The organism is Synechococcus sp. PCC 6717, assembly GCF_022698185.1.
In the GTDB taxonomy this organism is placed as follows: Bacteria; Cyanobacteriota; Cyanobacteriia; order Thermosynechococcales; family Thermosynechococcaceae; genus Thermosynechococcus; species Thermosynechococcus lividus.
In genome coordinates this window covers 1-21888 of sequence record NZ_JAKLTV010000012.1, presented here as the reverse complement: position 1 = coordinate 21888, position 21888 = coordinate 1, and the positions used below count along the sequence as shown (strand labels likewise).

The 21888-nt window shown below is 53.8% G+C and carries 20 protein-coding genes; 10 read left to right on the top strand and 10 right to left on the bottom strand.

The genetic code is table 11. From position 1 onward, the window contains the following. Positions 1 to 24 precede the first annotated feature (24 nt). Positions 25 to 627, top strand: a complete 603-nt coding sequence (cobO, locus tag L5470_RS07155; protein WP_499499086.1) for a cob(I)yrinic acid a,c-diamide adenosyltransferase — start codon at positions 25 to 27, stop codon at positions 625 to 627. Here cobO and L5470_RS07150 read toward each other — a convergent pair. Further along, positions 624 to 1424, bottom strand: coding sequence for a PhzF family phenazine biosynthesis protein (locus L5470_RS07150; protein ID WP_499499084.1), 801 nt, complete (start codon positions 1422 to 1424; stop codon positions 624 to 626). The two genes, cobO and L5470_RS07150, sit on opposite strands and share 4 nt — an antisense overlap. 56 nt (positions 1425 to 1480) lie before the next feature. Here L5470_RS07150 and ndk point away from each other — a divergent pair, with 56 nt between their 5' ends. After that, complete coding sequence (gene ndk / locus L5470_RS07145) at positions 1481 to 1933, top strand: nucleoside-diphosphate kinase (protein ID WP_099799568.1); 453 nt, start codon at positions 1481 to 1483, stop codon at positions 1931 to 1933. Here the strand turns inward: ndk and L5470_RS07140 are convergent. The 3 genes from L5470_RS07140 to lipA all read right to left on the bottom strand — a co-directional run bounded on the left by L5470_RS07140 (position 1908) and on the right by lipA (position 4965). Next, on the bottom strand, positions 1908 to 2642 hold the full coding sequence (locus L5470_RS07140; RefSeq protein WP_099799569.1) for a TerC family protein: 735 nt from the start codon (positions 2640 to 2642) through the stop codon (positions 1908 to 1910). The two genes, ndk and L5470_RS07140, sit on opposite strands and share 26 nt — an antisense overlap. 43 nt (positions 2643 to 2685) lie before the next feature. Then, on the bottom strand, positions 2686 to 4011 hold the full coding sequence (locus L5470_RS07135; protein WP_099799570.1) for a valine--pyruvate transaminase: 1326 nt from the start codon (positions 4009 to 4011) through the stop codon (positions 2686 to 2688). A gap of 84 nt (positions 4012 to 4095) precedes the next feature. After that, a complete protein-coding gene (gene lipA, locus L5470_RS07130) occupies positions 4096 to 4965 on the bottom strand; it encodes a lipoyl synthase (RefSeq protein WP_499499081.1) in 870 nt (289 codons plus the stop codon). A 171-nt stretch (positions 4966 to 5136) separates the two neighbouring features. Here lipA and L5470_RS07125 point away from each other — a divergent pair, with 171 nt between their 5' ends. Next, positions 5137 to 6105, top strand: a complete 969-nt coding sequence (locus tag L5470_RS07125; RefSeq protein ID WP_099799571.1) for a protochlorophyllide reductase — start codon at positions 5137 to 5139, stop codon at positions 6103 to 6105. Beyond that, the gene (locus L5470_RS07120; protein ID WP_099799572.1) at positions 6105 to 6593 is read left to right on the top strand and encodes a DUF3828 domain-containing protein; all 489 of its coding nucleotides are present in this window, start codon (positions 6105 to 6107) and stop codon (positions 6591 to 6593) included. The genes L5470_RS07125 and L5470_RS07120 overlap by 1 nt, the downstream gene beginning before the upstream one ends. Here L5470_RS07120 and L5470_RS07115 read toward each other — a convergent pair. Next, complete coding sequence (locus L5470_RS07115; protein WP_499499078.1) at positions 6590 to 9268, bottom strand: CHAT domain-containing tetratricopeptide repeat protein; 2679 nt, start codon at positions 9266 to 9268, stop codon at positions 6590 to 6592. The two genes, L5470_RS07120 and L5470_RS07115, sit on opposite strands and share 4 nt — an antisense overlap. A gap of 12 nt (positions 9269 to 9280) precedes the next feature. Here L5470_RS07115 and L5470_RS07110 point away from each other — a divergent pair, with 12 nt between their 5' ends. From L5470_RS07110 to L5470_RS07100, 3 genes are all read left to right on the top strand, one after another. Beyond that, positions 9281 to 9427, top strand: coding sequence for a hypothetical protein (locus L5470_RS07110; RefSeq protein ID WP_157768366.1), 147 nt, complete (start codon positions 9281 to 9283; stop codon positions 9425 to 9427). Between the two features lie 26 nt (positions 9428 to 9453). Further along, positions 9454 to 10398 carry a M23 family metallopeptidase gene (locus tag L5470_RS07105; protein WP_499499075.1) on the top strand — a complete coding sequence of 315 codons (945 nt, stop codon included), beginning with the start codon at positions 9454 to 9456 and terminating at the stop codon, positions 10396 to 10398. A gap of 185 nt (positions 10399 to 10583) precedes the next feature. Further along, positions 10584 to 10997, top strand: a complete 414-nt coding sequence (locus L5470_RS07100; RefSeq protein WP_099799575.1) for a hypothetical protein — start codon at positions 10584 to 10586, stop codon at positions 10995 to 10997. A 93-nt stretch (positions 10998 to 11090) separates the two neighbouring features. Here the strand turns inward: L5470_RS07100 and psbC are convergent, their stop codons facing one another. After that, entirely contained in the window at positions 11091 to 12476 is a 1386-nt protein-coding gene (gene psbC, locus L5470_RS07095; RefSeq protein ID WP_099799576.1) for a photosystem II reaction center protein CP43, read from the bottom strand. Then, a complete protein-coding gene (gene psbD / locus L5470_RS07090) occupies positions 12460 to 13518 on the bottom strand; it encodes a photosystem II D2 protein (photosystem q(a) protein) (RefSeq protein ID WP_099799577.1) in 1059 nt (352 codons plus the stop codon). Before psbD ends, psbC begins: the two co-directional genes overlap by 17 nt. A gap of 460 nt (positions 13519 to 13978) precedes the next feature. Here psbD and L5470_RS07085 point away from each other — a divergent pair, with 460 nt between their 5' ends. Beyond that, complete coding sequence (locus L5470_RS07085) at positions 13979 to 14425, top strand: universal stress protein (RefSeq protein ID WP_227517413.1); 447 nt, start codon at positions 13979 to 13981, stop codon at positions 14423 to 14425. A 3-nt stretch (positions 14426 to 14428) separates the two neighbouring features. Then, the gene (locus L5470_RS07080; protein WP_499499072.1) at positions 14429 to 16921 is read left to right on the top strand and encodes an HAD-IC family P-type ATPase; all 2493 of its coding nucleotides are present in this window, start codon (positions 14429 to 14431) and stop codon (positions 16919 to 16921) included. On the opposite strand, the gene L5470_RS07075 is transcribed toward L5470_RS07080, so the two are convergent. Beyond that, positions 16898 to 17038, bottom strand: a complete 141-nt coding sequence (locus L5470_RS07075; protein ID WP_157768367.1) for a hypothetical protein — start codon at positions 17036 to 17038, stop codon at positions 16898 to 16900. The genes L5470_RS07080 and L5470_RS07075 overlap by 24 nt on opposite strands. Before the next feature lie 82 nt (positions 17039 to 17120). On the opposite strand from L5470_RS07075, the gene L5470_RS07070 reads away from it, so the two are divergent. Beyond that, the gene (locus L5470_RS07070; protein WP_448514854.1) at positions 17121 to 17438 is read left to right on the top strand and encodes a c-type cytochrome; all 318 of its coding nucleotides are present in this window, start codon (positions 17121 to 17123) and stop codon (positions 17436 to 17438) included. A 483-nt stretch (positions 17439 to 17921) separates the two neighbouring features. Here the strand turns inward: L5470_RS07070 and L5470_RS07065 are convergent, their stop codons facing one another. Beyond that, positions 17922 to 21338: an EAL domain-containing protein gene (locus L5470_RS07065; RefSeq protein WP_499499070.1), complete on the bottom strand. Its 3417-nt coding sequence runs from the start codon at positions 21336 to 21338 to the stop codon at positions 17922 to 17924. A gap of 192 nt (positions 21339 to 21530) precedes the next feature. Then, on the bottom strand, positions 21531 to 21776 hold the full coding sequence (locus L5470_RS07060) for a zinc ribbon domain-containing protein (protein WP_499499159.1): 246 nt from the start codon (positions 21774 to 21776) through the stop codon (positions 21531 to 21533). Positions 21777 to 21888: the final 112 nt, after the last annotated feature.

The following is a 21888-nucleotide window of genomic DNA, read 5'->3' as shown; positions in this document are numbered from 1 at the left end:
TTTTGCTAATTTGGAAGGTATCCGATGCTAAGCGATGAGCAATACCGCCAAAAAATGCAGCAACGTAAAGCGGTGCAGGCACAACGACTGGCAGAGCGCAACCGCGAAAAGGGGCTGATCATCGTCCATACCGGCAATGGTAAAGGTAAGACAACTGCCGCTCTGGGAATGGTTGTCCGCTCTTTGGGGCACGGCTACCGCGTGGCCATTATTCAGTTTATTAAGGGGGCGTGGGAACCCGCTGAGAAAGCCGTTCTGAGCCATTGGCCAGAGCAGTTAGCCTTCCATGCCATGGGAGAAGGGTTTACATGGGAAACCCAAGATCGGCAGCGGGACATTGCCCATGCCCTAGCGGCCTGGGAATTAGCGCTCACTTACCTGAGAAATCCGGAGTATCGCTTGGTGCTTTTGGATGAAATTAACGTTGCCTTAAAACTGGAGTACCTTGCGGTGGAGACAGTCTTGGCTGGTTTGAGTCAGAAACCCACCATGACCCATGTGATTCTCACAGGGCGCGGTGCTCCTGCGGCTCTGATTGAGGCCGCAGACTTAGTGACGGAAATGACCCTCGTGAAACATCCCTTCCGCGAACAAGGGATAAAAGCCCAACCTGGCATTGAATTCTAGTCCAGTCCTAGCAGTTCTCCTTGCAACACGGTAACGGCTTGACCAAAGAGGATGACGCGATCGCCTGCGCCTTGGACTTTGACGATTCCGCCTCGCCGCGAGGCTTGATACCCCACTAATGTTTCCTTAGCAACGTGCTCTCGCCAGTAGGGATAAAGGCTACAGTGAGCCGATCCGGTGACTGGATCCTCAGGAATGCCTAATTGCGGAGCAAAAAAGCGCGAGACAAAGTCATAATCCTGAGCATGGCTTAATGCTGTCACAATCACCCCTCGACAGGGCAGGGTGGCAATTTGGGCAAAATCAGGGCTTAACTGCTGCACTAGGGTTTCATTGTCCAAGACAACAAATAAATCACTGGCGGTTTKACCAARCCAAACGGGGGAAATCCCTAAGGCAGCAGTGAGTGTTGCAAGGAGTTTCGGATGCTCGAGGGAGTGCACCGGTTGTTGCGGAAAGTCCAAGGCAATCCAGTCCTCAGCTTGGCGGGCTACCAAGGTGCCGCTACGGGTATGAAATAGCAGATCACCAACCGCTCCCTGATGCTGCCAGAGGGCATGGGCTGCCGCCAGCGTAGCATGACCGCACAGATCGACTTCGGCCACGGGGGTGAACCATCGCAGATCAAATCCCGCAGCCGTGGGCACCACAAAGGCGGTTTCCGAAAGATTCATTTCCTGAGCGATCGCCTGGAGCTGATCGGACTCTAGGAACACTGGGAGAACACATACGGCTGCTGGGTTACCGCAAAAGGGAGTTTTAGTAAATGCATCAACTTGATAGAGTGGTAGCCCCATCTGGTACCTCTAAACCCGTAAAATTTATGCTGTAGTGCAAGCAGAGGAACGACTGCGTGGAACGGACATTTCTAGCCATTAAGCCCGATGGTGTCCAGCGGGGTCTAGTGGGGACGATTATCCAACGATTTGAGCAAAAAGGCTACACATTAGTAGGTCTGAAAATGCTGCGGGTGAGCCGCGAACTGGCGGAGCAACACTACGGCGAGCACAAGGATAAACCTTTTTTTCCGGGGCTCGTGAACTTTATTACCTCAGGGCCTGTGGTAGCGATGGTGTGGGAAGGTCGCGGTGTGATTGCCGCTGCCCGTAAGATGATTGGCGCGACAAATCCCCTGAATGCCGAGCCAGGCACCCTGCGTGGAGAGTTTGGTGTGGACGTGGGGCGCAATATCATCCATGGCTCTGATGCCGCCGAAACCGCAGAGCGCGAAATTAACCTCTGGTTCCAAACGCAAGAACTGGTTCCTTGGGAGCCATCCCTTACCTCTTGGGTGTACGAGATGTAGGTTCCTGGGCTTGCGGGGTTATGGCTGGAGGGGGCTCGTCCGTCGCCCGTTTGGAAAACCCCCAAAGAAAGCACAGGGCAATGAGACTAATCATCAGCCAGTCAGGGGGAACAAGGGCATGGTTGACAACCCGCATAAGCAGCCGTAACCCCACCAAGGTGACGGTTAAGTAGCCAGCATCTTCAAGGCGAGGAAATTCCTTTAACCATCGAATAAATAGCTCTGCCATAAACCGCAGCATAATGACACCGATGGTGCCCCCCAGCACCACCAGCCAGCGTTCATCCGACAGGGCGATCGCCGTTGTCACACTATCTAAAGAAAACGCCAAATCTGCCAGCGCCAGCAGGGGTACCGCTTGCCAAAAGGAGCGAATCACCCGTTCGTGCTCGTGCTCTGGTTCGTTTGTGAAGAAAAAGTACTTGATCGCCAACCAGAGGAGGTAAAGTGCGCCCGCCAATTCAAACTGCCAGAACTGGAGTACCCAGCTTGCCGTAAAAATGAGGCCGATGCGAAAAATGTAAGAGATGGCCAGCCCCAAATTCAGGGCGTTGCGCTGCTCTTGCGGATCGTCAATGCCCTGTACTAATGCTGCCAGAGCAATCGCATTATCAGCGGAGAGAATTGCTTCTAACGCCAACAACACCACCAGCAACAGCAGCGTGTCCACCCCCCAATTGGGTGACAGTTCCAGCAACTCATCAATCATGTAGGCAGCATCTATCTCCGAAGCTCAACCATGGACATAATGTCTATGGTCGCATACCTGCTTCAGAAATCTGCCATTGCTGACCGGCAGAGTAGGTCGAAGCGTCTTGATAGATTTGGCTAATTGTTGCTGCTAAGCGCTCCATCCCCAGAGCAATTTCCTCATCACTGGCAGTGAGGCTAATGCGTAAGCATTCTTGCTTATGATGCCATTCCTCGCTCAGACCGGGGAAGAAGGAGCTACCGGGAACCACAATCACCCCCGCTTGCTTCAAGTGCTGGTACAGTTCCCAATCCGTCATTGGCAAATTCCGCAGCCATAGCCAGGCAAAAATCGCCCCTTCACCGCGATGGAGGAACCATGGCAAATCTTGAGGTAAGGCGGTTCTTAGGGTTTCCTCTAAAACAGCAAATTTACGTTGATAAAATGGCCGAATGACATTTAGTGAGACATCGGCAAGGGCACCATTGGCTATGGCCAAGGCAGCAATTGCCTGACCATAGCGGGAGGCATGAATACACGCATTGGTCTGAAACGCTTCTAGAACACTGAGAATGTCGCGATCGCCAATGGCAATCCCCACCCGCTCACCGGGTAAGCCCGCCTTAGACAAACTGAGACAGTGAACAATATTGCCACCAAACACAGGCACCAGTTCCGTAAAATTCAAGCTGGGATAGGGAGGGCCATAGGCGGCATCAATGAGCACGGGTACCCCGTAGGGCACCGCCAGATCTGCAATTTGCCGCACTTCCACATCGGTCAGAACATTGCCAGTGGGGTTACAGGGGCGCGAAAAAATTACACACCCAGTGGTGTCATCAATCTGTAACTGCTGAAAATCAGGACGGTACTTAAAGGCGTGCTCCGTTTCAAAAATCTCTAAGCGGGGACGGTAGGCCACTACGGTATGGGGCATCAAACTCACGCCACCATAGCCGGTATATTCGGGACTCAAGGGCAGCACCACTTTCTTGGCTTGACCGTTCGCCGCAGCCCCTCCAAAGGCATTGGCAGCAAAGAAATAAATCGCTTGGCTGCCGGGGGTCACCAGCACATTCTGTTCACTGAGGTTCAAGCCATAGCGGCGGTTAAAGTCATCGACAACGGCGGCAATGAGCGGCTCATAACCTTGGCTGGTACCGTAGCGACACACTACTTGGCCAAATTCTGGACTGGCCATGAGTTCTTGGGTGCACTCTCGCCACAGTTGCTCGACCTCCGGCAAAATCAGCGGGTTGCCTGCACTCAGGTTAATAAGATCCTGACCGCGATTCAGACGCAGGGTTTCGATAATATCCTTCATGATTGCCCGTACTCCCGTCAGTTGGGACATTTGTTGGCCAATCTGGGAGAGTGCAGGATTCATAAGCGCAGGGGAATCATGACAGTAACGTTAGAATAACACTTTGGCTTTGATGGTGTCTCAGACATGCGTTGGTGCAAATGTCCCCTAAGCTTCACCAGCGTGGTAAGAGCTTCGCACCAGTGGGCCTGAGCGTACATGGCTAAACCCCAGCTCCTTGGCTATCTCACCTAAGCGCTCAAACTCTTCAGGGTGCCAGTATTTGACAACAGGAAGATGGTTAAGGGATGGGGGCAGGTACTGCCCTAGGGTGAGGCGATCGCACCCCACTGCCCGTAAATCCTTCAGCGTGGCCACAATCTCTGCTTCAGACTCGCCGAGACCAAGCATCAGCCCCGATTTGGTGGGAATCTGTGGGTTCAACGCCTTGACGGTTGCCAGTACCCGCAAGGAACTCTCATAGGTGGCGCCGCGCCGAACGGGTTTTTGCAGCCGTGCCACGGTTTCCAGATTATGGTTATAGCAGGCGGGGTCTAGGGCAACAATTTGGGCAATGCAGTCGCGCTGGCTCAGCCGCCCGTGATCCATGCGAAAGTCAGGGGTGAGGACTTCAATGTGCGCTTGGGGTCGCTGTTGGCGAATGGCTTGGATGGTGGCCACAAACTGCCCGGCTCCCTGGTCAGGTAAGTCATCCCGCGCCACACTGGTTAAGACTACGTAGTCTAACCCCAGCGTAGCGACTGCCGCGGCTACCTTCGCCGGTTCCTGGGGATCCACCGCTAGGGGGGCGTGTCCCTTATCCACTTGGCAAAAGGCACAGGCGCGGGTACAGGTTGACCCCAATAGTAAAAACGTTGCGGTTTTTTGGGCGTAGCACTCCCCCCGATTGGGGCAGCGCCCCTCCTCACAGATGGTGTGGATGCCCTGCCGTCGTATTAACTGCTGTACGGTGGCGATATCGCTGGCTTTGCCGAGGGGTTTGCGTAACCAAGCTGGCAGGGGCTGAAGATGGGTCATAATGCCTTTGAATGATAGCAATAGAGCAGAGGACGTATAAATACAAAACTTAATGAATTATTGAGTCTATTTATTAAGTAACTGTAAATTATCAGTGGGGCACCCCCTAGGGGGCGATCGCTTCTGTGGCAGGATCAATAGCGATGTTACAGCACGTACCCCGCAAGACCTATGAGTGATCAGCCACGCCCTACCGTTATTATTACAGGTGCCTCCTCTGGCGTTGGACTGTACGGAACCAAAGCCTTAACCGCCAAGGGCTGGCACGTTGTCATGGCCTGCCGTAATCTTGAAAAAGCAGCACGGGCGGCGCAGGATCTCAATCTCCCCAGTGATGCCTATACTCTGCTGCATCTGGATCTCGCTTCTCTAGCCAGTGTGCGCGGATTTGTCGAGTCGTTTCGCGCTCTGAATCGGCCGCTGCGGGCGTTGGTTTGCAATGCAGCAGTGTACTATCCACTGCTGAAAGAGCCAATCTACAGCGTTGATGGCTATGAAGTGACGGTGGCCACCAACCATCTGGGGCACTTCCTCCTGTGTAATTTACTCCTGAGCGATTTACAACAGTCTCCCGAAAGCGATAAACGCCTGATTATCTTGGGTACGGTTACGGCCAACCGCAAGGAGTTGGGGGGCAAAATTCCGATTCCGGCTCCCCCCGATCTGGGGAACCTAGAAGGCTTTGAGAAGGGGTTCAAAGCCCCCATTTCGATGATTAATGGCAAGCCTTTCAAATCGGGTAAAGCCTACAAGGATAGTAAGCTCTGTAATATGCTGACCACGCGGGAGCTGCATCGTCGCTTCCATGAGTCCACCGGGATTATCTTTAACTCGCTTTATCCTGGCTGTGTAGCCGATACGCCCTTGTTCCGTCATCATTTTCCCCTCTTTCAGAAGCTCTTTCCCCTGTTCCAGAAAAATATCACCGGGGGCTATGTCACCCAAGAGTTGGCAGGGGAACGCTTAGCGATGGTGGTGGCAGATCCGGGATTTCGGCAGTCGGGTGTGCACTGGAGTTGGGGCAATCGCCAAAAAGCGGGTCGCCAAGCCTTTGTTCAGGAGCTTTCGGCGGAAGGCAGTGATGAGCAAAAAGCCCGCCGCCTCTGGGAACTGAGTGAGAAACTGGTGGGACTGGCCTAATGCGGGCTGGCTTGGGACTAGGCATTGCAGCGGGACTGGTGATCTCACCCATAACGGTGGCGATCGCCAACCCTCCCCCTCAGGCTGTGGTTACACAGTTCTATCAATGGCTGGTGCAACATCAAGACCAGAGTCGCCAACAACTGCGGCAGCAACAACACCACTTCACACCGGAGTTGTATCAGCAGCTAACGGCAGCGTTTCGCAAACAACCCCAAGATGGGGCATGGCTAGACTTTGACCCCTTTTCCTACACTCAGGTGAGCACTCTGGGGATGCAAGTACGCAAGGTGACCCCCTCCACCACAGATCCGCGCAGCGCTGACGTGGATATTGATGTTATTGCTGGGCTACGGGGGCGGCGGGGAACCCCTGTGCCCATTAAGGTGATCATGAAAAAGACGGGCGATCGCTGGCAGATTGACAATTTGGTTTATATCAGCACTTGGGATAATCTGCGCTGTATTTTGCGGGAGATCAACCGCTAGGGGAGCGATCGCCACTCGCCACTGGTTACAAACGCTGCCCAAAAGTAGGGAATTTGCCTGCTACTGTCTTGCATTAAGCTGAGCTGGGCTTGTCGCAATGCCTCACTGCGGCTCTTTCCGGCTGCTAAGTTCTGGTAAAAGGCTGTCATTAACTGTTGGGTTGTGGTGTCGTCCACCTTCCACAGGGAACTAACTTGAGTGCGTGCTCCGGCAAGGGTAAAGGCACGCCGCAACCCATAGACCCCATCGCCATTAAAAATGTCGCCCCGCCCCGTATCACAGGCAGACATCACCACGAGTTCTGTGCCCTCTAGGTTAAGACCGGTCACTTCTAGAGCCGTGAGCACGCCATCATCACTACCGCTTTGGCGTTGATTGAAGCCAGCCATGGCCAAGCCAGAGCGCAACAGCGGATTCTCACCCCCAAAGGGTGCGTAGGCATTCAAGCCCCGTGTGTTCTGTAAACCCTGAGAACTGACAGCAGGACTCTCTAGAAAAAAGCCGTGGGTGGCCAAATGCAAAATGCGGGGACGATTCGCTTGCTTGATGGCCGTCTCTGTGGCATTGCTGCCGGTGAGCACTTGCGCTTGGGGCAATAGGTTGCTGAGGGTTTTGACTTCGGTCGCAGTTCCCGGTAGCTCGTTAAAGGTGAGGCTGCGCAGATCCAAGGAGCGGCTGCTACTGCTCTGCTGTGGGCTAGGGCGGCTCTGGCCAAAGGCAGGGTTCCCCACCACTAAGGGGGGGCTGGGCGATCGCCCGCGCTGTTGTAGCCGCAGCAAATCCCGACCCGAGGTGAGGAGAGTCACAGTGTAGGATTCCAGCAAGTAGCGATCTTGGCGATTGACTAGGGCTTCAAAGGGGAGAGTATTTAACTGACCATCAGGGGCGATGAGGAGGTGGGTACTGCCGCCAATGAATGGTTCCAGCGGTGCTAGCAAGGTCTCGTAGGCCGCCTTGAGAGGGGGCTTGACAATGTTGGGAGTCAAGCGCGGATCCGCCACCCGCGATCGCGCGGCATTGACGACCCTATCCACCTCAGCAACGGTGCCTAAATCTCGCCACTGCGGTGCACCGGTGGCTTTAAGGCCATAAACGGCATAGCGAGGTGCATCCCAGCGATTGGTTTTGGGATTGTAGGGCACGTACTGGATAAATTCCAGTAAAACCGCATCGGCAGGAATGGCTTGCTGAACGGCCGCTAGGGTGACAGGGGTCATTTCGACACGGAAATTAGCATTTTGGCTGGTGAGTTGGGCTTCAAGCTGGCTGGCACGCTGCTCCAGTTGGCTAATTTGACTGCTGGGCGCTGGGCGATCGCGCATAAAGGTGAGGCTGGCAATCTGGGTGCGCAGCCGGATGAGTTCCTCCAGTTGCTGTTGGCCAGCAGCATCCAGTTGATGGCGCAAGCGGCTGGTGGTTTGTGCCAGCACATCCAGTAACCGCCCCTTGCGACGCAAAATAGTGGTTAAGGCCAGCGTTGCCGCTGTTGGATTCTGGGGATTGCCTTGCAGGTGGAAGGAGATGGCGGTATTCGTTGAGTCTTGGAAGGTGCTGAGATAGTTGCGTTTATAGGCTTCGGAACCCACCACTAAATTACGAGCAAGGTTAGTTTCTTCAATCTCAAGGGAGCGCGTCAGGGTGGCTAGAGCCTCCGGTATGTTGCCTTGTGCCCAGTAAGCTTTGGCCAGATTCGCCAAACTCAAGGCCAAATAAGGATGCTCATTCCCTAGGGTGCGCTGCCGCAGAGCAATGCTGCGTTGGTACAGCGGCAGTGCGGCGCTATAGTTATTTTGGCTACGGTAGAGTTCTGCCAAATTGTTGAGACTGGTGGCTACATCGGGATGATCTTGGCCAAGGACACGTTCGCGCAGACCCAGACTCCGCTGATACAGGGGTAAAGCCGCACCATAGTTGCCCTGTGCCCGGTAAAGTTCAGCCAAGTTATTGAGCAGCGTGGCCACAAGGGGATGATCTGCGCCAAGGGTGGACTCTACCACGGCAATGCTGCGCTGATACAGGGGTAGAGCCGCCGCCAGATTGCCTTGGAGATGGTACATCACTGCTAAGTTATGCAGGCTAACCCCCACATCGGGGTGATTGGCACCCAGTGCCTGCTCGCGAATGCTGAGGCTGCGCTGATAGAGGGGAAGCGCCTCCCCATAATTGCCCTGATCACTAAAAAGATTCGCTAGGTTATTCAGACTGGTGGCCACATCGGGATGGCGCGCCCCCAGTGCCTGTTCCCGAATGCTGAGGCTGCGTTGGTACAGCGGCACAGCAGCGCTAAAGTTGCCCAATTCTTTATAGAGGACGGCCAAATTGTTTAGGGTGGCGGCTACGGTCGGATGCGTCGGCCCTAACACCCGCTCGGCAATCGCCACTAATTCCTGAGACGGGGCGATCGCAGCGGTATAGTTTCCCTGCCGCTGTAATTGTTCAATTGAGTTCGTTAGGGCAATAACATTCCCACTATCGGCACCAAAGGAGGTTTGGCGAATCACATCCAACTCACTCACCGCCGTCGTGTAGCGCTGCTGCAGTGAGTCAAGGCGTTGCATAATGTCCCGTAACTGCTGGGACTCATTCTGCGCCATCACCGACCGTGCTAGCCCCCCCACCCCCAGTAGCACCAGAAGAAGCAGTAAGTGACCCCGGAATTGTAAAAAGGCAGCCATAGGACAACACCAGTGCGCCTACTTCTATCCTACGCAGCAGGCTTTGATCTTGGTGGGGCATGGGCCACCCTAAGAGAGCCAACGACCCCACAGGATGTGGATGTCCGCGACACCCTAAACACCAGCATCCCGCTGCTTAAGCTAAAATTTTGGGGATAACTGGGTGTGAAGGGGATATTAACGTCATGGAATTCCGATTACTGGCAATGGGGTTAACCGTTGGGTTGCTGGCAGCAGGGATGGGCAGCAGCTATGCTGAGCCTCCCTTAGCAGTTTCTGAAGACAGTTCCCCTGCACCAACCCTCATCAATCCTGTCGAAGCGGTGGACAGTGACCCCCTTGTKTTTTCAACGGAACCGGTGGACCCGCCGGCGGGCAGTGAACCCCTCGAAAATTTGCTGCCTGCTCGCCCCTTGCCCGTTGTGCTGCAAGAGCGTTCCACCGGCTGCCAAGCAACGCTCCATGGCGCTGAGGAACTTCCCGCCTCTCTATGTGCCCCAGCGATCGCCCCTGCTACCCCTGCCACAATTGCCAGTTACCCGACCCATCACTCCTATCCGCCGATCCGTAGCGCATCACACGCATCACAACCGAGGGCAACAACCACTTACGTCCGCCAACCCTTTCCAGGAGCCAATCCGCTGCGTTGGCTGAATTTTAATAATCGGCAAATGCTGTTTCCGCTGCCCTTTGCTGCCCCCATTACCTCTTCGTTTGGCTGGCGTGTGCATCCTATCTTTGGCGATCGCCGGTTTCACTCTGGCACTGATTTAGCTGCCCCTGAAGGAACACCCGTCCTTGCGGTATTTGATGGCCGAGTCGTTGAATCCAACCGGTTAGGGGGCTACGGCCTCACGGTCATTCTGCGACACCCGCCGGATCAGCATGAAACCCTGTACGCGCATCTGTCGCAGCTATTTGTCAATCCGGGGCAGTGGGTTAAGCAGGGGGAGGTCGTTGGCTTGGTGGGTAGTACGGGAAACTCCACCGGTCCACACCTCCATTTTGAAATTCATGAAATGACCGCCCAAGGGTTGATTCCTGTTGCTCCTGAAGCTCGCCTAGCGTTGGCATTACAGCATCTGCGCGAGGCGATCGCCCACGCTCGTAGCCAGCAAAATCCCAGCTAGTGTAGCCAATTTAATCGTTCATCTGTGCCTGTGCCACTACTGTCACAGTTCAGTAGAGCGATCAGCTAAAATCTGTCACGATCAAGGTATCAGCGCTATCACACCACGCTTCGCTACAATTCGCTGTCGAAAGCTCTGGTATGACCGTTGGCCATTCATTTACCTCGTCTCAGGTAGGTCCAGCAATGTTTTCAGTGCGGTTGTTTGGTCGGCAATTGTCTGTTTTGGTTGGTGTTGTCACGCTTTTTGCAGGGGGGGCGATCGCCCAACCCGTCAGCTTAATTGCTCGGCAAAACCAGCCTACCCAGTTAGCAGACGGTATCTATCTTTTTGGTGAATCTCCCCAGCCCCACCAGACGGGGCATGGCTATATAGTCTTTGAAGTCTCGAATCAACAAGTTCGTGGTGCATTTTACCTACCCAACTCTTCCTTTGATTGTTTTGTAGGAACTGTTGGTGATCAGCAACTTGATGTCACTGTAGAGGCCACCTACGATGACGAAACCTATCCAGCCCACGTTGATCTGTTTAGTTTTTACAGCCTTGATCACGTCAGTTCTGGCGATCGCGCCATCCTATCTGCGTGTCACGCAAACTGATCGCTCGGATTTGTGCTCTTAAACGGTCAAAAATAAAAAGACTCCCATCTAAATGGGAGCCTTAGACATGGTTGTGATATTTAGCCTTAGCGACTAGTCAAGGCTTGGCATCGTCAGCACGGGTTCAGTTTCGCGATCAATGCCTTTCTCGAACCCTGCCGCAGCAGCGCGGGCACGTCCTGCATGCCACAGATGACCAACTAAGAAGAAGAAGGCCAGTACAAAGTGAGATGTGGCCAACCACGAACGGGGCGACACAAAGTTCACCGAGTTAATTTCGGTGGCTACCCCTCCCACAGAGTTCAAGGAACCCAAGGGTGCATGGGTCATGTACTCAGCAGCACGGCGAGCTTGCCATGGCTGAATGTCATTTTTGATCTTGTTCAGGTCAAGACCATTCGGCCCACGCAGCGGCTCTAGCCACGGGCCACGGAAATCCCAGAAGCGCATGGTTTCGCCACCAAAGATGATTTCACCTGTGGGCGATCGCATCAGGTATTTACCTAAACCAGTTGGGCCTTGAGCCGAACCAACGTTTGCCCCTAGCTTTTGGTCACGGATCAGAAACGTCATCGCTTGGGCTTGCGAGGCTTCAGGGCCTGTGGGGCCATAGAACTCGCTGGGATACACCGTGTTGTTGAACCAAACAAAGCAGGTGGCAATAAAGCCCATCATCGAGAGGGCACCCAAGCTATAGGAGAGGTAGGCCTCACCGGACCAGATAAAGGCACGGCGTGCCCAACCAAAGGGCTTGGTGAGAATGTGCCAGATACCACCAAAAATGCAGATTAAACCAATCCAAATGTGCCCACCGACCACATCCTCAAGGTTATTGACGCTGACGATCCAGCCATCACCGCCAAAGGGAGACTTGAGTAGGTAGCCAAAGATCACCGTGGGATCAAGGGTGGGGTTGGTAATCACCCGCACATCGCCACCACCGGGTGCCCAAGTGTCGTACAGCCCCCCAAAGAACATGGCCTTCGCCACCAGTAGGAGGGCGCCAATGCCAAGGACGATCAGGTGAAATCCTAGGATCGTCGTCATTTTGTTCTTGTCTTTCCAGTCATACCCAAAGAAGGAGGAGTACTCCTCTAAGGTTTCGGGACCACGAATGGCGTGATAGACACCACCCAAGCCCAAGACAGCGGAGGAAATTAGGTGAACCACCCCCACCACAAAGAAGGGGAAGGTATCGACGACTTCACCGCCGGGGCCTACGCCCCAGCCGAGGGTCGCAATGTGGGGCAGTAGGATTAAGCCTTGCTCATACATCGGCTTTTCAGGGATGAAGTGAGCCGTTTCAAACAAGGTCATAGCACCTGCCCAGAAGACCATAAGGCCAGCATGGGCAACGTGGGCACCCAAAAGCTTACCAGACAGGTTAATCAGGCGAGCATTCCCGGCCCACCACGCGAACCCTGAGGATTCTTGGTCGCGGTTGGTGGCAAAAATAGAATTACTAGAGAGCGTTACCACGGGGGAGTACCTCTTCGGGGAAGACTAGGTTTTCATGGGGTTGGTCTTGCGGCGCCATCCACGCCCGAATCCCTTCGTTCAACAGAATGTTCTTGGTGTAGAACGTCTCAAACTCAGGGTCTTCAGCCGCACGAATCTCTTGCGAAATGAAGTCGTAGGAGCGCAGGTTCACCGCTAACCCTACCACCCCAATCGCACTCATCCACAGACCTGTCACTGGCACAAACAACATAAAGAAGTGTAGCCAGCGCTTGTTCGAGAAGGCAATCCCAAAAATTTGGCTCCAGAACCGGTTCGCCGTCACCATCGAATAGGTCTCTTCCGACTGGGTGGGGGTAAAGGCACGGAAGGTACTGGCCCCTTCGCCATCCTGGAACAGGGTATTTTCAACCGTCGCACCGTGAATGGCACACAGTAGGGCACCCCCCAGCACCCCGGCAACCCCCATCATGTGGAAGGGGTTCAAGGTCCAGTTGTGGAACCCTTGGAAGAATAGCAAGAACCGGAAAATCGCCGCTACCCCAAAACTAGGCGCAAAGAACCAGCCCGACTGCCCCAGTGGGTAAATCAAAAAGACACTCACAAATACGGCAATCGGCGCACTAAAGGCAATGGCGTTGTAGGGGCGAATGCCAACCAAGCGGGCAATTTCAAACTGCCGCAACATAAAGCCAATGAGGCCAAAGGCACCATGGAGGGCAATAAACGTCCACAGGCCTCCCAGTTGACACCAGCGGGTAAAGTCCCCTTGGGCTTCGGGTCCCCACAGCAGCAGCAGGGAGTGTCCCATACTGTTGGCCGGGGTCGAGACTGCCACGGTCAGGAAGTTACAGCCTTCCAAGTAGCTGGAGGCCAAGCCGTGGGTGTACCACGAGGTTACAAAGGTGGTGCCGGTCAGCCAACCACCCAGGGCAAGGTAGGCACAGGGGAACAGCAGGATGCCTGACCAGCCCACAAACACAAATCTGTCGCGCTTGAGCCAGTCGTCGAGAATGTCGAACCATCCTCGCTCCGCTGGCGCACGTCCGATTGCTATTGTCATGGAATTAAATCCTCTTGCAGATATTTAGATGCCAGATTTAGAAGATGACAGTTGCTGGTATTGCTATTGTCACCCCCAAAGGGAGCGATCGCCCCAGCATCCTGTTAATTTGGCTTATAAATTAAAATCCAACCATTAACCTTGCCACAACATTATTAGGCGCTTTTACCTATTACGTATGGCAAGGGCTAGCGGTAGGCTTAGGTTCCCATCAGTGTTTACTGCGGGAGAACTATATTAACGTGATAGCGGAATTCTTACGAAATATCAAGGTGAATCGGGGGAACTTTTTCAGCGTTCTCATAATTGATCTCTCTTGGGAAACCCCTTGATGCACTAGGCGTCTTGCTTTGGAGGATTGCTCTGTGCTTTAGCTTATCTTTAAGTTTTGTAAAGAAACCCTATCGGCACGTGGCTTACGGCGGCTGGTGTCTTATGGCAGACTAGGAAAGCACAGGCAGTGAGTCAACGGGTAATGTTCAAAACGATTCTGGTGGCACTTGATACCAGTGATTTAGCACAGCAGGTGATGAAAGCGGTTGATCAATTGAACTTAGACCCTGATGCCCACGTTATTTTAAGTCATGTGATTTCCCCTACGGAGTCTGGCTTTGGGGTGAGTGCCGATCGCCCCTCACCGAATCCGCAGATCGGCACCTATCGCAGTATTGAGCAACACTTAAAGCAGTTCCAGGGCAGGCTTCCGTGTGACTCAGAGATCGAAATTGTGACCGGCGAGCCAGTGGAGGAAATTTTACGACTGGCCAATATCTACAGTGCTGACCTGATTGTTTTAGGCAGTCGGGGCTTAACGGGAGTGCGGCGAGTGGTGCAAGGCTCCGTGAGTAGTGCGGTTGTGGCGGATGCTGCCTGCTCGGTGTTGGTGGTCAAGTCAGCAGATGTTTAGACCATGGACGACCTAACTGGGTTAACCGCTGCTGAGGTGGCTAAGCGGCAAGCACAGGGTCAGAGCAATCGACAGGTGAATGAGAGTCATCGTACCTATCGCGAGATTTTCTTGGAAAATCTTTTCACCTTTATTAATGGGGTGTTTGCCTTTATTAGTGTGATCTTACTGGGGTTAGGACGGCCAGGGGATGTCATCGCTATTGTTTTGGTGGTGTTCTTGAATGCCATTATCAGTATCGTCCAAGAAATTCGTGCCAAACGCCAACTGGATGCCATTAGCGTGTTGACTCGACCCCGGGTGAAGGTGCGGCGCGATCGCCACAATCAAGTCATTGACCCAGCGGAGGTGGTTGTGGGGGATATTGTGCTGCTGGAGCCAGGCGATCAGGTCGTGGCGGACGGCACCGTGGTAGGCAGCGGCAGCATCCACGTTGATGAATCGTTACTGACGGGCGAGTCAGACTTAATTCCGAAGCAAGCTGGCGATCGCCTCTACTCCGGCAGCTTTTGCGTGCGGGGGGCAGCAGCCTATGTGGCTGAGCAGGTGGGCAGTGCCAGTACGGCGCAACAGCTTACCGCGGCTGCGAAAACCCATCACCGTAAGCTCACCCCTCTACAACAGGAAATCAACCTAATTATTCGGGTGATTCTGGCGCTCGCTATTTTTCTGTGGTTATTAGTGCTGCTATCTCTGTTAGTACGCTTAACCACCCTACCCATGAGTGTGCAAACCGCAGCGGTGGTCGCGGGCTTAGTCCCGGTTGGCTTGTACCTAACCATTACCCTCACCTATGCGTTGGGGGCCATTCGCATTTCCCGCGCAGATGTGCTGGTACAGCAAGTGAATGCCATTGAGTCCCTCAGCAGTATTGATATTCTTTGTCTGGATAAAACAGGTACCCTAACCGCCAATACCCTTGAGTTACACAGCATTCACCTGTTAGCCCATGCACCGGCCAATACCCAGCAGCAGCTAGCAACCCTAGCCGCCAGTGTGAGTGCCCCCAACCGCACCGTGACGGCCCTGTGTGAGGCCTTGGGGGGAACCCCTGCCCCCTTACGCTGCGAAATTCCCTTTTCTTCAGCTTATAAGTGGAGTGCCGCGGCATGGGATGAGAGCGGCGCTTATATTTTAGGCGCGCCGGATGTGCTGTTAGAGGGTGCTCAGAGTTATCCTGAAATAGAGGCGTACCTGCACGAAGGCAGAGAGCAGGGGCTACGGGTTTTGTTATTCGCCCACAGCCCAGCACTCCCGCAATGGGATGCCCAAAACGACGCACCATTGCTGCCTGCCAACCTCAGCCCCTTAGCTGTGATTTGGGTGGGCGATCGCCTGCGGCCTCAGTCTAAGGAGGTGCTAGAGCGGTTTCAGGCGGCGGGGATTCGCATCAAAATTATTTCCGGCGATCATGCGGATACCGTTGTTGCTCTCGGCAAACAGGTGGGGCTAGACCCTGAGGCGATCGCGGTCTCCGGCCAAGAATTAGCACGACTGGATGAGCCAAGCTTTGATCAGATGGCGGTTAACGCCACGGTTTTTGGGCGCATTACCCCTAATCAAAAAGCGCAACTGGTCAGCCGTTTGCGCGCACAGGGACACCAAGTCGCCATGATTGGCGATGGGGTCAACGATGTCCTCTCTCTGAAGCAGGCCAACGTGGGTATCGCCATGGAAAGCGGCAGCGCCATTACCCGCAATGTGGCGGATATTGTGCTACTGAAGGATTCCTTTGCCGCCCTGCCGGAAGCCTTTCGCGAAGGTCAGCGCATTTACAACGGCATTCAGGATGTCACCAAGCTGTTTTTAGTGCGGGTGCTGAGTTTTAGTTTACTGTCCCTAGTCACCGTCATGGCGGGACGCGCCTTTCCGCTGCTAATTAAGCACAACACCCTGTTAACCCTGTGGGGTGTGGGGTTACCCACCTTAGCGGTCGCCTTCTGGGCCGTGCCGGGGCCGCGTCCCTACCGTTCCCTGATTCGTTCGCTCTTGCACTTTGTTGTCCCTGCTACCCTCAGCTTGGCTTTATTGGCAATTTTCGTGTACCTCGGTGTATTGGCACGAGAGCTAACTCCCCTCATGGCACTGTTCCAGAGTGGGTTTGGCTCAGCCTTATTAAACCGTCAAGAGGTCATTGGCGATATTCAGCACAGCATCGCGATCGCCCGCACAGCATTGGTGACCACCCTCCTCTTGGCATCCCTTTGCTTGGTCTTGTTCCTGAAACCTCCCCATCCTGTATGGGTGGGCGGCGCCCCCTTAGTGGGGAACTGGCGCTATGTTGGTGTTGTGGTGGCTCTACTGGCACTATTTATCGGTATGAATGTCTCCCCCCGCCTGCGATCGCTGATGGAGCTGGAGCCGATGCCGTGGCAGTTATGGGCCGGAACAGTCCTGATTGTCATCCTATGGGTGCTGATGTTGCGCACCTTCTGGCGCTACCGGCTCTTAGATCGCTTTTTAGGGGTGAGCCTAGATGGCTGCTACCCAACCTAGGCCAGCACTCACTGAAATGAGTACTAGCAGCCGGAAATTTGGGGCAGGATAGGTGCCAATGCCTTGAACCTGCTTCTCATTACGGTTTAGAATGCAAAGTGCAACAATAATAAACATTTTTTAACTTTTCCCAATCCATATAATGCGTTTAGTCAGCACAGTAGCGTCTGGTTCAAGCCTATGGCGGTGGGKACTCCCGTTGGCCATTCTGCTGACAGTGCTCGGTTGCTGGGGCGTAGCTCTACTACTGCCCTTAACGGATCCCTACGTGCAATCAGTGCGATCGCTAGTGGCGGATGTCAAGCGGGGGGAGCAAATTTATATCATGAATTGCGCAGGCTGCCACGGGCTGGAGGGAAAAGGGCAAGTCGGGCCAACCCTGATTCAAATTAGTCGGCGGCGATCGCAACCACAGCTCATTCATCAAATTGTAAGTGGTGAAACACCCCCCATGCCAAAGTTCCAAGCTCAACCCCAAGATATGGCCGACCTGCTGAGCTATTTGAAAACCCTGTAGGTCTTCACACTATTGCTTTGTTTAAGGAAATAAGGTAGCCTGTGCTTGGCAATTTAGCAGGGGTTATGTGCCTCTATTAAGTTACCGCAGCAATCATAAACTTATAGGAGTGATGTGGGCGGGCTAAAACCCCTCCGCTTTAGCGAGGGGATACAGCCAACTCAGGGGGCTTTAGCCCTCTCTATGTGTTAAACTAGAGACGTGGAAAGTAGGCGTATCAACTACGCGAAGAAACATCCTAGTACGGAGAGATCCCGGCAAGTAAGTCACTACCGCTTTGGCGGCAAGCCTAAACCACTGCAAGCAATGGCAGGATGTTGAGCGTATCGAACTGGCTAGTGTTGAAAAGTGCGAAACCACGAACCGAAACATAAACGTAGTCCCAATAGCAGAGATGCTTGAGGTGAGTAGGGGGTCTTTGACTGCCCCCACCCGCATTAAGTTGTGGGTGACAGCTCAAGGGAAAAGCGAAGCAACGCGGCTTCAGCCCGTTGCGTAGCATCCTTTGGGAATCCCCTCTCTTTCAAGGAGGGGAGAAGTCAAGAAGCTCTGAGCCATTTGAGCAGTGACCGGCGGGCTAAAGAGAAATCCTTGCCCACGGCGGCAGCCCAACTGCAATAGCTGCTCTTGTTGCTCGTGGTGCTCAATACCTTCGGCAATGACTTCAATGTCAATGGCCTGAGCCAAACTGAGGATGGCACGAATAATCTCCAGATGTTGTGAGCCAGCACTCATTGCCCGCACAAAGGATTGATCAATTTTGAGGGCATAGAGCGGGAGCTGGCTGAGGCGACTCAGGGAAGAATAACCAGTCCCAAAATCATCAATGCTACAGCGAACCTGAATGGCGCTGAGGTCTTCGAGTTGCCGTCGCGCAAAGTCAGCATTCTCCATAATGACTTGCTCAGTAATTTCAAGGATAATTTGGTGGCCACAGATACCGTAGGTCTGCAGTAGCTGCTTGAGGCGGTCTGCCATCTGACCAGAGGCAAAAAAAGCATCGGAGATGTTGATACTCAAGGTTAGGCTTGTTGCAGCCGCCCCCAGTTCTTTGTGCCATTGATGTAATGTTGCTACTGCTTTTAGTAATACCCATTCATCTACCTTCTGAGCCAAGCCCAAGGCCGTTGCTAGGGGTAAAAACTCTGCGGGTGTGATCCACCCCGCTTCTGGGTGGCGCCAACGCAGCAGTACCTCAAACCCGAGTAGTTTTTGAGTGGCTAGCTCGACAATCGGCTGATAAAACACCTCCAGTTGATTCTGTTGCAGTGCCCGCCGAAATTCCTGTTCCCGTTGAAGTAGGGTATGGGCCATCTGGTGGCGATCGGGTTGAAATAATTGCATACAGTTACGTCCCCGACTCTTGGCGGCATACATGGCAATATCCGCATCCCGCAAGAGTTCACCAGCACTATGGTAGCTGGGAGTAACAATGGCAATGCCAATACTGACCCCGACACTCACCTCCGTATGCTTGAGGAGATAAGGCTCGCTGACCCGAAACCGCAGGCGATCGCCACACTCGTAAAGCTCGTCTACGCCTTCAATGTTTTCAATAATAGCAATAAATTCATCGCCCCCCAGTCGCCCTAGGGTATCCTGCTGGCGTAACACCGAGCGTAAGCGATGGGCAATTTCTAGCAGTAGTTCATCCCCCGCTGCGTGGCCTAAACTGTCGTTCACCACCTTAAAGCGATCGAGATCAAGAAACATGACCGCAAACGGTGGGATGGCTCCCCGATGATAGGCCTCCAACAAACCCTCAATTTTATCCGTGAGAAAGGTTCGGTTGGGTAGTCCCGTCAAGCTATCTTGCCATGCCGCACTGCGGAGCTTAGCTTCTCCCAGCTTTAGAGTTGTAATGTCAATCGCCGAGCCAACATAGCCAATAAAGTTGCCATCATCGTCATAGCGAGGCTTAGCCTGCTCCAAAATCCAGCGATACCCCTCCTTAGGAGAGTGCACCCGATACTCTATTTCATAGCTGTGCTGCTGTTGCATTGCGTCCCGGATAGCGACTTCAACCCGCTGTTGGTCATCGGGATGCACAAACTCAAGCCATTGCCAACCCTCTACGCTCTCAAAGGATACCTGCAAAAAACTAAGAATTGTCTGATTGGCAAAGGTGATGTTGCCCAATTCATCCGAGAGCCAAATCATTAAGGTTGAGGAATCTGCCATCTGCCGAAAGCGGGCCTCACTTTCCGCCAAGGCTAGAATGGCTTTTTTGCGCTGGCTAATGTCAACGCCAACGTAGGTGATCAAATGGCTGCCATCTGCTTGGGGATCACTACTAGCGTTCAGCGAGATCCAGATAATGTGCCCCTCGCGGTGACGGAAGCGGTACTCCGTATGGGCGCTACCATGGGCAAGCAGTGTTTCATGAAAAGGACGGTGATACGCTTCCCAGTCATCGTCAGGAATGCGCGATCGCCACAGGTCTTTATTTTGCTGAAACTCGTGGGGACTATAGCCCAAAATGCGCAGGTGCCCTTGAGAGAGATACTCATAGTGCCATGAGCCATCCGCCGCAATAGAAATCTGACTCACAAAGGCATCGGCTCGGTCTAGCAATTGATTAAGCTTTTCTTCAGAGGCTTGCAGTTCGGCATTCACCGCCACCAAATCAAGCGTACGGGCAGCTACTTGGGCTTCCAGTTCCGATTTATGAGTTTCTAGCTCTTGGGTCATTTGGCGATTCTCGGTGACATCGACCGCTGTGATCAGTGCCAATAGTTGATTGCTGGTGCTGAGCTTCAGCGGAATAGACACCATATTCCATATCCGCACCTCTCGCCAGTTGGTGTGAACCTGAACATCCCCATGCTCCACCCGCTCTGCCGTGACAAAAGGGCGACGAAATTCTGCGTCAGCCCAGCGATGCACCTCTGGCTGTGGGAACGTGACACTCAGCCACTGCTGCCATGTCGTAATCTCACTCGGCCTATAGCCAGTTTCCTCTTGCCAGGCGCGGTTCACTAACCACAGTTGCCCATCCTCGGCCACCAGCGCCATGGGAAAGGGAGACAGAAAAATACTGCTGCGGAAGATCTGCTCAATTTCTGTATAGGCACGGTAAAAGGACTGCCGTTCTTGCTCTAGCTGGTTGAGGCGGTGGGCACCCACTGCCAACAAGCTAATGAAAAACAGGATCGTACTCAGAACTTGGATGTCTTGCGCAACGGTGCCATTAATAAGCTGCGAATCATGGTGGAGGTACTCCACCGTCCAACCAATGACAATAGGCCCCACAATGACCCATGGTAAAAATTGGTGCAGGAGGATGCCACCCGCCGTTGGTGACATCAGGTAGCGCATTAAGCCGCGATGGGGGCGTAACTGGAGCAAGTGAACACTGAGGAGCCACAGCAAACTCCCACTAATCAGGGAGCCTAAGGTACCGACCTCTTGAGGCAAGCGATAGGTGACGTCCAACAGTTCCAGCAGCAGTAGGCTGCCGCCAGCGATCGCCCCCCCTTGGCTTAAGATAATTTGCCATTGCGGCGTTCCCCCCAGCCCCCACACACTCAGACCCAACCCCAACAAGGCCAAAGGGCGCAAGATAGGTGTATTGACTTGGAGCATCCGGAGTTCCACCAGCCAAGGCTGCGGCCAGAGTGACACGACATGTAGGCTAGCCAGTAGTGTTATCACTAGTAACACCAGCCCCGTTGACCGCTGCACCAGTTGTAGTCGATTCGGCTGCAGCAGTGGTGGCCACCACACGACTAAAAGAATATTGAGTCCGATCAGCCAAACAGCGACAGCACTCAAACCATCAGAAATAGATAACGAGGGTAAGCGGTTCTCATAGAGTGCAAGCAGGAGATCCACCAAAACAGCGGTTCCCACACCAAGGCTTCCCAGCGCCACGACCGTCAATAGTTTTGGATTGGGCATAGATCATTACAGCCGCAAGTGGTAGCTAACGCCTAAATCAAATTTCCTGCTTTTAGTCTAGTCGGGACGCTCAATGCTCTGCGGTTTCAGTTCTGAGAGTCTTGCCCGGTTCCAGCAGCAGCTGCGTGATGCCTCTAAGGCTTGAGGTGGTGAACTGAACCCCGCCCTAGAAGGGCGAGGCTTCTACCCCGGTTAGGGGCTTAATTCCGGGTTCCCCGGTAAAAGACGAACCGCCTCTTGCAGGATATTCCATGCAGCGGTCACATCGCGAACATGCTGCCTTCCGCACGATGGGCACGTCCACTCTCGGTCGCTGAGCGTCAAATTGTCGTTCAGTGACCCGCAATCCCAGCAAAGCTTGGTGGACGGGAACCAGCCCTCAATGAATTGAACGGCAGCTCCGTACCACTTGCCCTTATAGGTGGTGTAGACGTGCAGCGCTCGGATACAGATTATCTACGGCGCTTTGGAGTGACTGTGAATTGGGGTATTTCAGCCACGCAAATTGCCGCTTCAAGTCGGGCAGCATCACCTTGTACTGATTCTTCTT